This is a genomic window from Blautia sp. CGZ-1-C1 (assembly GCF_056504575.1).
Genome location: NZ_JBWLUT010000115.1, coordinates 1 through 11,198 on the forward strand (window position 1 = coordinate 1; position 11,198 = coordinate 11,198).

Annotated in this window: 9 protein-coding genes and 3 pseudogenes; 4 read left to right on the forward strand and 8 right to left on the reverse strand. The window is 42.2% G+C overall.

The genetic code is table 11. The features are described from left to right. The 7 genes and pseudogenes from AC058W_RS10475 to AC058W_RS10505 form a co-directional block, all read right to left on the reverse strand. A pseudogene (locus tag AC058W_RS10475) lies at nucleotides 1-1,851 on the reverse strand (hypothetical protein); the annotation flags it as partial. Nucleotides 1,852-2,448: 597 nt separating this feature from the next. Then, nucleotides 2,449-2,979, reverse strand: a complete 531-nt coding sequence (locus AC058W_RS10480) for a PrsW family glutamic-type intramembrane protease (protein WP_479390063.1) — start codon at nucleotides 2,977-2,979, stop codon at nucleotides 2,449-2,451. Beyond that, nucleotides 2,976-3,602, reverse strand: coding sequence for a histidine kinase (locus AC058W_RS10485; RefSeq protein WP_118521497.1), 627 nt, complete (start codon nucleotides 3,600-3,602; stop codon nucleotides 2,976-2,978). Before AC058W_RS10485 ends, AC058W_RS10480 begins: the two co-directional genes overlap by 4 nt. Then, nucleotides 3,586-3,954: a DUF4179 domain-containing protein gene (locus AC058W_RS10490; protein ID WP_119242919.1), complete on the reverse strand. Its 369-nt coding sequence runs from the start codon at nucleotides 3,952-3,954 to the stop codon at nucleotides 3,586-3,588. The genes AC058W_RS10485 and AC058W_RS10490 overlap by 17 nt, the downstream gene beginning before the upstream one ends. Continuing rightward, nucleotides 3,941-4,555 carry an RNA polymerase sigma factor gene (locus AC058W_RS10495; RefSeq protein ID WP_119242918.1) on the reverse strand — a complete coding sequence of 205 codons (615 nt, stop codon included), beginning with the start codon at nucleotides 4,553-4,555 and terminating at the stop codon, nucleotides 3,941-3,943. Before AC058W_RS10495 ends, AC058W_RS10490 begins: the two co-directional genes overlap by 14 nt. After that, the gene (locus AC058W_RS10500) at nucleotides 4,513-5,556 is read right to left on the reverse strand and encodes a hypothetical protein (RefSeq protein ID WP_147324772.1); all 1,044 of its coding nucleotides are present in this window, start codon (nucleotides 5,554-5,556) and stop codon (nucleotides 4,513-4,515) included. The genes AC058W_RS10495 and AC058W_RS10500 overlap by 43 nt, the downstream gene beginning before the upstream one ends. Before the next feature lie 129 nt (nucleotides 5,557-5,685). Continuing rightward, nucleotides 5,686-7,311, reverse strand: a complete 1,626-nt coding sequence (locus AC058W_RS10505) for an MBOAT family O-acyltransferase (protein ID WP_182474281.1) — start codon at nucleotides 7,309-7,311, stop codon at nucleotides 5,686-5,688. Nucleotides 7,312-7,653: 342 nt separating this feature from the next. Between AC058W_RS10505 and AC058W_RS10510 the strand changes: the two genes are divergently transcribed. Both AC058W_RS10510 and AC058W_RS10515 read left to right on the forward strand, forming a co-directional pair. Next, nucleotides 7,654-8,085 carry a hypothetical protein gene (locus AC058W_RS10510; RefSeq protein WP_479390064.1) on the forward strand — a complete coding sequence of 144 codons (432 nt, stop codon included), beginning with the start codon at nucleotides 7,654-7,656 and terminating at the stop codon, nucleotides 8,083-8,085. A 97-nt stretch (nucleotides 8,086-8,182) separates the two neighbouring features. Continuing rightward, complete coding sequence (locus AC058W_RS10515) at nucleotides 8,183-10,360, forward strand: response regulator (RefSeq protein ID WP_479390065.1); 2,178 nt, start codon at nucleotides 8,183-8,185, stop codon at nucleotides 10,358-10,360. Between the two features lie 296 nt (nucleotides 10,361-10,656). Here the strand turns inward: AC058W_RS10515 and AC058W_RS10520 are convergent. Next, nucleotides 10,657-10,752: pseudogene (locus tag AC058W_RS10520) on the reverse strand (DUF6783 domain-containing protein); the annotation flags it as partial. On the opposite strand from AC058W_RS10520, the pseudogene AC058W_RS10525 reads away from it, so the two are divergent. Both AC058W_RS10525 and AC058W_RS10530 read left to right on the forward strand, forming a co-directional pair. After that, nucleotides 10,729-10,839: pseudogene (locus tag AC058W_RS10525) on the forward strand (DUF6783 domain-containing protein); the annotation flags it as partial. The pseudogenes AC058W_RS10520 and AC058W_RS10525 overlap by 24 nt on opposite strands. 24 nt (nucleotides 10,840-10,863) lie before the next feature. Continuing rightward, on the forward strand, nucleotides 10,864-11,157 hold the full coding sequence (locus tag AC058W_RS10530; protein ID WP_479390066.1) for a type IV pilin protein: 294 nt from the start codon (nucleotides 10,864-10,866) through the stop codon (nucleotides 11,155-11,157). Nucleotides 11,158-11,198: the final 41 nt, after the last annotated feature.

The following is an 11,198-nucleotide window of genomic DNA, read 5'->3' on the forward strand; positions in this document are numbered from 1 at the left end:
AATAGATTCTTTTTCGTAATTCCCCTTATCGTCGCCATTGTAAATTGCGGTAGCTGTAATGGGTTTTCCAACTTGTAATTCCTGATCAGGATTAACATCGTTATCCCATTTCCAGTCAGCCGAAAAAGGATTGGTAATGTCTCTGATCTTTTTACAGGACCATAGAACGGATATAGAAGTTTTATTAAAATCTGCTCCTGGTGCTACAGAAGCTTTTTTTATAGTAAATGTCCATTCTGAACTTACTAATCCTTTATGTTCAAAATAGGATTTACTTTCCCCTATCTCAGCCTTTACGGTATATGTGCCTGCATTTACAGGAGCACCTTGGAGCGGTTCGATTGTATCAATGTTATCTTTGATATTTTCGTATTTACCTTTATAATATTTCAATAAGATTGTTCTGTCATTTTCGTGTGTAGGTTTAAATTTAAACTCTAATGAGGCTTCTTTAGGCTGACCATTGTAAGTAAGATTTACAGGGGACTTAAATATAAAATCATTAACAGCTTGAGCAGCTTTAAATGTGTTGGTAACGGTGTCGAATGAATAATTCCGTGTTCGAGATTCTGAACCATTTTCTGGGTTAAGTGTAATCATATAATTGCTTTTTGTAGAATTGTCTTCGAGCTTGGGCAGCCAAACATACAGATTAGTGTCATCAGGGTCGAGAGAGGAATGGTTTACAGGCTTCCAATCCCATACCCTAGAACCTGTTCCAGTTTTGATTGTTACGTTCGCATTTTCGGGATTTTCAATAGTACAACAATAAACCTCTTTCCCTTCGTTTGTTGGGGAACCGGATACAGAAGAGGCTTTTACCGAGCCGCCATTAATGGTAATATTATTACTGCCAGCGCCTCCCTTGCCGCCACCAATTCCGGCACCATTCGTAGAACTAGCAGTTACAGAACTATTATTAATGGTAATATCACTGCAAGAATTTCCTTCGCCGCCACCAATTCCGGCACCATTCGTAGAACTAGCAGTTACAGAACTACTATTAATGATAATATCACTGCCATCGCCGTAAAGGCCGCCACCAATTCCGGCACCATCCGTAGAACTAGCAGTTACAGAAGCACTATTAATGGTAATATTACTGCCAGCGCCTTGCTTGTTGCCACCAATTCCAGCACCATACTTAGAACTAGCAATTACAGAACAACTATTAATAGTAATATTACTGCCACCAATTCCGGCGCCATCCCCATCGCTACTACCATGAGCATTTAAGATTCCTGCAGTAGGGTCTAAAACCTTGGTTGTTATTATAAGCGAAGCTGTGTTAGCTTTCTGTAAACCGGCATACCATGTATTCTTTGCTATAAGATTATTTGTGCCTGTTAAATAGATAGTGACTGTAGCTTTAACATTAACATTTATTCGCAGTGCCGGACCAGTAGATGTATTGATATTTACTTTATTAAGATAAATGTTGATGTTGTCTTGCTCTGAAGTATTCCCTCCATCAACCACAATTCTATTTCCTGTTTCCCGGCTACATGTGAATTTGTGATCTCCTGCCGACCTTATAGTATAAACTCCGTTTATAACCTTATCGTTATCAGCTAAATCAATTTCTCCAGCTTGTTCATTTTCCGCAGCAGCCATTGCCTCATCGGGGGCATCATTAAATTCAGGAACCTCTTCTGAACTGAATACAGACAGTTCCTCATCTGTCTCTCCTTCCGCTTCCTGCTCTTCATTGGTAAAAATCTCCGGAGTTTCTTCCTCAGACACTACATCCTGATTTCCGGAAGTAAATTCTTCCGCAAATATGGTCTGGGGGGGCATATTTGTAGAACACAGTGCAAGTGCCAGCATCCCGGCCAATAATTTTTTCCTCATACTTTTCACCTCTTCCTTTCTTTATACATGATCTTCTGCGTCTTGACTCTTTTGTCCTCTGTTTCTGAATTTGATACATAATGCGGTAATCACGACTGCCACAGTAAAGGAAATGACAGCCACCAACACATAACCGCCTGCACGTCCTCATGCAGCAGGATTGCGCCGTACATTCCCGTGGCGTTTATTGGCTTGACTTTGCATTATCCCCATTGCCCCCACGAGAGACAGGAACAGCAGGGTACACAGAACAGACAGCCGGCAGACTGTGCGCCGCTCCTGGCGGCGGTGGTATTCATGCATTCGCTTTTTTACCAATTCGATACGCGTTTTCGGTATCGTACATGCCTTCCAACCTCCTTCCACAAAAAACAGTCTTAAAAAGTCCTTTCACTTATATAGGTACAAAAAAAGCGAAAAACTCTCACCTGAAAATCAAATTTTTTCAAAAAAAATTTGAGAGCTGCCGAAACAGCTCCCAAAAGCGGAAAATCAGGTTATATTATTGTATCGAACTGCGGAAAATCAGTTTTCCCGCTGTCAGGATAAGTACAGGCAGCAGATAAGCAATATACTGTGCTGCACCGCCGTAGGCGATCAGGAGATTATAAATTGCATGAAAGGTGATTGCCGCTCCCAGCAGGCCGCAGGTTCCGGCGATGTCTGCGGCCATGTTCTCTGCCACACATATGCAAGGCCGCCGCCGACAATGGCTCCACAGATCACATGCATGGCTCCTGTTCCAATACCCCGGAAGAAAATAAAAGAAAAATGACCGGCTCCGTTTTGAATCAGATAGCAGACATTCTCAAATGTGGCAAAGGAAAGAGCTGTGATCACAGCGGCATTTTTGATTCGCTCCGCTTTTGGCTCAAATATCAGCAGATAAAAGAGCAATGGCAGAAGTTTCATCACTTCCTCCACCACCGGGGCGATCTCTGTGGTAGCTGCAAAGGTGTCCGCTTTATAAAGCGCAGCGAAAAAGGTGTTGATGTATGCGGAAAGCAGACATGCACCCATCCCGGCAAAGCAAAACAGAAAGAATTTTCTCTGCCGCTTTCCCATACACAGCGCGGCAATCAGCAGGGGCGAAGCCATGCAAAGAAATACATTTTCAATATATGTCATGCCTGCACCGCCTTTCCTGTGGCCGGGAGCAGCGCAAACAGGCTGCCTGTAAGCAAAAGATCAAACCAGCAATAGGGAGCGGAAATGGAATAGCCCGGCCACAGGCAGCCAGAGATCCAAAGAACATACTCCACCGCCACATAGCACAGTACCCCAATGTGGAAATACCGCATCTTACACGCTGTTCCCGTCTGTATCTGTGCATAAGCAAGACCCCGAATGGAATGATAAGAAACAACGATCATCATGCCACACCAGAGCAGATTGGAGAGAACATCCCCAAAGGTGCAGTAAAACACACAAAGCGGAATGCCAATCAAAGGGGCAATCAGGGCTTTTCGTGTCAAAAATCTTCTTTCCCCGGCAGAAGAAAGGGTGTATTGCAGAAGATAAAGGAAAATCACACTGGCTACCCAGCCGAACTCTGACACATAAAAGACCTGCGGTGTTTCAGAAAACAGAAGCAGATACAGCGTCCAGTAAAGAGAGCCGAGGGCAAAGCATCCGTAAAAGCAGGTCAGCAGGAAACAGGTCTGTTTTCGATCTTTCAGATACCAGATACCACTCAGACAAAAGCCCACCAGGGTAACAGCAAATTGAAAAAGGTTACTGAACAGCTCCATCCTCATTGTCCTCCTTTTGTTCCTCCGTCTGCTCCTCTTTGTTCAGCTGGCGGATGCGGAAGCACAGAATAGTCACGCAAACGCCGAGAATAAAAGCCAGCAGTCCGATCACCATATATCCCAACGCAGTACCGCCGCCTAAAATTGTTGCTGCCGTTTCAAATCCAGAAGAAGTACCGGGCGCAATCTGTCCGACAATACCTGGCATAACAAAGGAAACCCCAACGATTACTGCAAGGCATGCCGCTATGCAGAATGCGGAGACAATCCGTCTGTGCCGCAGTCTCTGCTGTCGTTCTTTTTCCCCAATACGCCGTTTTACCTCAGCAATCCGTTCCTCATTTTTCAACATCTGTAATACCCTCCCGTTGCAATAATCCACGTAAACGCTCTTTTCCCCGGTACACCATATTTGTGATCTGCTTCACACTTTTTCCCATGACCTTAGCAGCCTGTTGATAGCTCATACCCTCAAAATAGGTCAGATAAAGAGCTTCCCGATAATCTGGATTTAACTCGTCCATGCAGAGATGTAGGATCTGATTTCGTTCCTTTGTGCGGACGACTTCCTCCACCAACGTTTGTGCCTCCGGTTCTCTGGTCAGGTCGTCAAGACTGAAGATAATCCGCCGTCTGCTTTTGTGGCGTAATGCCATGTGACGCGCTGCTTTATAGAGATAAGCCTTAAAACATCCATCCCGGATGCGGGGCTTTTTCGTAAACAGCCAGGAAAAGGTTTCCATCATTAAGTCCTCCGCTTCATGGACGTCATGCAGATAACCATCGATGTATAAGGTCAATGGATCGCCGTATTTTTTTATCAATAGTTCAAGTCCTGTCTCGTCACCGCTCAGATATTGCCCATAAAGCTCTTCATCAGTAGCCATACCGTTCAATTCCTTTCCCCATATTACTCCTCTGTTGTCAGGTGTAATCTCCTGGCTTCTTTCCATCCTTCATTAATAATACTTCTGTTTTTATCTTCTATCATGGTTTCTACATATTCCAGACAATCCTCTGTATCCTCTGCGGTTTTATCCCATTCTTTTATAACCTTTTCTAAATGCACACTATCCTTCAGATCATAATGTTCTACCATATAGTTTCCAAAATAATTCGTAAACTTTTTCTGTCCATACAGATTCAGATGATGATTATTATAAAAATCATCCATCATGCTCAGTCCGATTTCATCCTTTTGTGTTTCAAAGTTCACATAGGGAAATCCATATTCTTTGATAATCTTTTCCGCTTCATTTGCTCTTTGATAAAATGGATAACTCTTTTTTGTAATTCTGTGCGGTGTGCGCATGAACAGAACATTGTCAATTCCTTCATCTTTTAAATACTGAAGAAGATCGCGCAGATAATATTCTGCCTTTTCAGACAAAGGAAGTACTGAGGTATCGCCCTTCACATCTATTACTTTACTTTTTGTTTCTTCTGCTCCGGATATTGTCTGAAATCCCTTCAGTCGGCTGCTGCCTTCCAGCATCATACGTGACTGAAGGTAAAAATTAGCTATGCACAAATCCAGACTCTGCCAGTTTGAATGATACTTTAAAAAAGGTATGAAATACTCTGTCTGCTGATCTTCGGGTACTATCTCCTTAATTGTGTTTATCTTATTTACTGACCATGGAATATTATCTATGTACTTTCTCAATCGTTTTTCATTTATCTGATATTCATCATCCTGCAATGTCCCGTTAATCTCTATCACAATTACTTTTGGATCCTGGTTAGCCAGAATCTCCTTAACCTGTGATTTTACTATTGAGATCGGACTTCCGGCCACCGAATAATTATAACTGGTAAATCCGAACTCTTTCCAGAGCAAGCCTGGTGCTATTGCCGTATAAGTCTCACTTGCTCCAATCGTTACCATATTCAGACTATCTTTGGGTTCCAGATAAAATCCCTTGATACGCACACTGTCCGGTAAACTGTTCACCTTAAGAAATCCGGCTGCTCCACTTAGGAATAACATAAATATCAAACCAAAGCAACTTAGTTTTAAAATTCTTTTTTTCATCATATGTCCTATCTGTCTTATTAACTAAAGGCATTTTTCAAACACGCTCTAGAACTGCATATACACAAATTCTGCTGCACTGCATCCAGGTCCGTACATTCCAAATATGGCAATGCTGAGAAGCCCTGCAAATAATACGATCCACTGAAATTTTGGATATTTCTCCTCCAAAAGCTTCCGTATTGTTGTGTCAGAATGACGTTCCTGTATCAGACTGACATAAAAGATCAAAACAGTCATAAATATAAGCAGCATATAATCATACAATGTCATACCGCACGACGTAATCTGCTCTATGATCTGAGTTATATCAAAACTGAAATCCATAACACAACGTCCCAGCATATCTATTGCAGCAGAAAAATTATTGCCTATGTCAAACATATATCCTATCAGTACGATCAAAAATGTCCGTAATATTTGAAAAATACGCCATGACGTTTTTTGAGTCTGAATATGCAGACCGGCAATTGCTTTATTAAATAATGGCTGCATCAAAACAGATAACAGGATCACGCTGCCATTCCAAACACCAAAGGCAACATATTTCATATTTGCCCCATGCCAGATTCCCACAAGTAAGAAAGTGATAAAAGAAGCAATTCCTGCCGGAAGCACTTTTGCGATATGCGCTCCGATCGCATGATCACCATATTTTTGTTTCAGGTTTTTACCCATTTTAAAAAAACGTTTTGACATTGCAAGAGAATAAAACACATAATTCTTCATCCATGCGCCTAATGTAATATGCCAACGTCTCCAATAATCGTTAATACTTACTGCAAAATATGGTCTGCAGAAGTTCTCAGCCATTTCAATCCCCAGGATTTCTGCAAATCCTCTGGATATATCGATTCCACCTGAAAAATCCGCATATAATTGTAATGCATAGACCAAAACTGTTATAAAAATAACAGTTCCATTATACTGCATATAATCTGGTGCAACCATTTGGATCAGGCTGACTGCCCTGTCTGCGATCACCATTTTTTTGAAATATCCCCAAAGAATCAAAAGTGTACCATGTTTTAGATTTTTATAAGAAAAATTTCGTTCTGCATAAAGCTGATGCGCCAGCTGATCATAAAAGCTGATCGGGCCTTGAATGAGCTGTGGAAAAAATGATACAAACAATGCATATTTTGCCGGATTTCTTTCTGGTTCAAATTTTTCTCTGTAAACATCAATCAAATATCCGATAGACTGAAAGGTATAAAAAGAAATCCCTAACGGCAATGCCAGATGCAATATTGGAATCGGACCAGTCATTCCTGATTTTTCAAGAAAACTGTTCATTCCTCCGGCAAACAAATTAAAATATTTTAAGAATATAAGTATCCCAAAATTCAGCACAAGTACCATGATCAGAACTTTTCTTCTCTTCCTTTTCATTTCCTCTTTGTACTGCTTTTTCTGTTCCCGATCCCATTCTCCGCTATGAAGAACTATCGTTTCTTTCGCTGTTTTGCTGTTTTTATACATAATAAGTGCTGCAAAATAAACTGTAAATGTAGTAAATAAAAGAAAAGCAGCATATTTCCAGCTTGCCCATAAATAAAAAATATAACTGGCAACCAGTAATACGGTCCATTGATATTTTTTTACAGGAAACATATAATATGCTGCTGTTACCAGCAGCATAAATATCATAAATGTAATTGTCGTATATCCCATACTTGCTACCCCTGTCCTTCTGATAAACATCAGTATACTTTTGTTTAGGAAATACGTCAATCATATAATTGACATATACCCTCATACAGGGCATTAGAATCGATCAGGCGACCGTCAGAGCTTTCTCGGATATATGATATCAGTGTAGCAAACGGCAGACAGGATTTTAACCTGGGAATCGTGCGCAGACATCAGAAACATTGTTACTGTTTACTCCGTTCACAGTAGTGATGTGTGAACAGTTACAAACATTGTACAACCTTTACAAATTCGTCCATTATCATTGCTATTCTTTGGTAAAAAGAGTATACTGTAAAGCACTAAACACCAGGAGTACAAATTATGAACACACACTCATCCGGATATTACAGCATAGACAAAGACTATAATATCCTAAGCTATAACGACACTGCCAAACAACTGTACCCCAATCTCCAGCCGGGAGTGAAATGCTATAAGGCACTTATGGGGCTTGATTCCCCATGCCCGCCCTGCCCTGTAGCACTGGGAATACAGGGACCAAAGACTTACCTAGATCCGATCCGCCATATTTATGAGACAGTTGATGCAGTAGAGACGGTACAGCCCGACGGCAGCAGAGGACATGCACTTGTATTCAGCACAGTAGCCGAAGGAGAAAGCCTGTCAAAGTCTATTCCCACAGGTGAGAACTCTCTCCGTCTGCTGGGTGCCATCAACCTGCTTGCTTCTGACTACATGTCTGTTTATGGCGTAAACCGGGAAAATATCCGTATATCGTTCCAGATTTACTGATGCTTTTGCGGATCTCGATATTAAAGATAATTCAGACTATAAGCTGTCATTTAATTTTCTCATCCAGAAATATATTCATCCGGATGAGCGTTCCTATGTGTCCAGACACCTGAATTATGAAACCCTGCTGGAAAGACTTTCTCAGGAAGCCTCTTTCAAATTCCATTTCAGGGTTGTCACAGATACTGTCCATTACTATTATCTGCTCATTGCCAGAAACGGAAACGCCGATGACTATCGGGATTTCGTAATTGCAGTAGCCTGTGAAGACAATGATGTGACAGCACGCAAAATTTATGAAAATCAGCTCCACTCTCTTCTGGCATCCATTACCCATGCTGCCGGCTACTTTCATCTCGACCTTACAGATGATAAGATTCTGAAGATCGGAGGCACCTCTGCCCTGGCCTATAAGATGGATGCTGACGCTTCCATTGACCATTTTATTGCAGAGACTGCTGTTTTTATACCGGTATTAAAGGACAGAAACGATTTTATCAACGCATTTTGCCGCTGTTCCCTGATGAAAAGCTACGAGGACGGTCAGGTGGAAGTCACCAGGGTTTCCCGCTGTCTCTACGATGACGATATAATCAGGCTTTCCAAATATGTGGCAAGACTGCTGCTCAATCCTTCCAATAATCATCTGGAAGCAATCCTTTACGGTGAGGATGTCACCAGAACACAGGAAGCCTATGAGACACAGGTAAGTATTGTCCAGACACTGAGCAGCAACTACCTGAACGTATACCTGATCAACCCCAGAGAAAAAACTCTCTCTGTGATCAAGCAGGAAGACCACGATGTCCCTGATCCGGACAAAAAACACAGCAATACATACCCCTATGATCTTTTCCTCTCAGACTATATCCAACAGCGTGTATATCCGGATGACCGTACAATGCTGGAAGAATCACTGGAACTGGGTAATGTAATGAGTGTTTTGTCCGGTCAGTCCGAATACAAGGGAAATTACCGGATAAATGACAGGGATGGTATCCATTACTATCAGTTCCGCTTTATCAAAAACGAAGACTCCGGTATCATTGTTCTGGGATTTTTGAATGTGGACGATGTGGTGGAATCAGAAATCAGACACCAGAAGCTTCTCAAAGAAGCTCTTGATACTGCCGAACGTGCCAATGCAGAGAAATCCAATTTCCTTTCCCGTATGTCCCACGATATGCGTACGCCGCTGAATGGAATCATTGGTCTGCTGGAAATTGATAAAAAGCACGAAAATGATATCGGATTCCTGAAAAGTAATCGTGAAAAAGCATTCATTTCAGCCAGTCATCTGCTCTCTCTTATCAATGATGTACTGGATATGTCCAAGATTGAGGAGGGCGGACTTGTACTCAACCATGAACCTTTTGATCTGATCAAATATGAAAAAGAGACACAGATGCTGATTGATATGCAAGCACAGAAAAACGGCATTGATTTCACCGTTCATATCGCACCGGAGATATACGAACATCCCTTTGTATACGGCAGCCCTCTGCACCTCCGTCGTGCCATGATGAATATTTACAGTAACTGTATCAAATACAACAGAGAAAATGGGGCGATCCATACGGAGATCCATGCTCTCCCTTCCCATGATCATAAGCTGGTCTGCAGATGGACGATCTCTGATACGGGAATCGGCATCAGCAGAGAATATCTGGAGAAGATCTTTGAACCCTTTACTCAGGAGAATACGGATGCCCGAAGTGTATATCATGGCACCGGACTGGGTATGAGCATTGCCAAAGCGCTATTTGAACAGATGGGTGGTACCATTGAGATTTCCAGTACTCCGGGTATCGGAAGTACTTTTGTGATCACTCTGCCATTTGAAAAGGCAGAAGAAACGGATATCTCTTCTGAGCCAGAAGCTGAGCGAAACTCCATTCAGGGCATAAAGATCCTGCTGGCGGAGGATAATGAAATAAACAGAGAAGTGGCACAGGTACTCCTTGAAGAGGAAGGTGCTGTGGTAACTGCAGTATCCAATGGCAGGGAAGCTGTAAAACTTTTCTCCCGTCACCCCGAGGGGACATTTGATGTGATACTTATGGATATTATGATGCCTCTGATGGACGGATACGAGGCCACACGCCAGATCCGGAAGCTTGACAGGACGGATGCTTCTTCCATTCCCATCATCGCACTGACCGCTAATGCTTTTGCAGAGGATGTACGCCATGCACTGGACTGTGGTATGAACGCACATCTGGCCAAACCACTGGATGTAAAAAAAATGATCCATACGATTGCCCTGTATCTGTAAAGAAATATTTTGTTACTGTTCACTCCGTTCACAGCAACACGCTTCGCGATGCAGGAAATATGAACCTCCTTGTGCAAAGCCCAAGGAGTATCGTTTGCTTCGCGAACTTAATTTATGCTAGTCGCCATAAATTCGCGCGGTATGTCTCGGGTTTTCTGTGACCTTCGCTCACAAAAAACACCTCGCGGAATATTACCAGTGAACAGTAACAATATTTTTTCTGCAAATATTGCACAGTAACAGATTCTGTGCTATCATTCTAAAAAGCTTAAGGGGTAAAGTATATATTTTACTCCCTAGTAGCGTGTTTGAAAAAAGCTTTCTGCAAGATGTGCGTCACAATTTGCGGTAGATTTTGTCCGGATGAAGGCGCCGTAGCGGGCTACGGCAACTGAATTCGGGCAAAATATACCGCAAAGTGGGGCGTGCAGATTGCGGGAATGATTTTTGAAACACGCTCTAGCATAACTATTATTTAACATTTTTATTTACAGGTAAAATACATGCAAAAAAGAGATAAAGGCTTTACCCTGGTTGAGCTTGTAGTCGTGGTCGCAATCCTGGCAATTCTTGTCGGACTTCTGGCACCTTCTTACACAAAATATGTGGAACGAAGCCGCGAATCAACAGATCTTGCAAACGTCCGCACTGCATATGGTGAAATGATGGCAGATATAAATCTGGATGGCAAAGATCCCGAAGAGGCTAAGAGAACAGTTGAACTAAAACAGAAAATAGATGACTGGCAGTCCGCAAAAGCTCATCACCATCGCCGGGATTTCCCACACTGTAGGTGAGGATGATACTGACAACTCGAAAGCATTTGCGTTGCCAATGG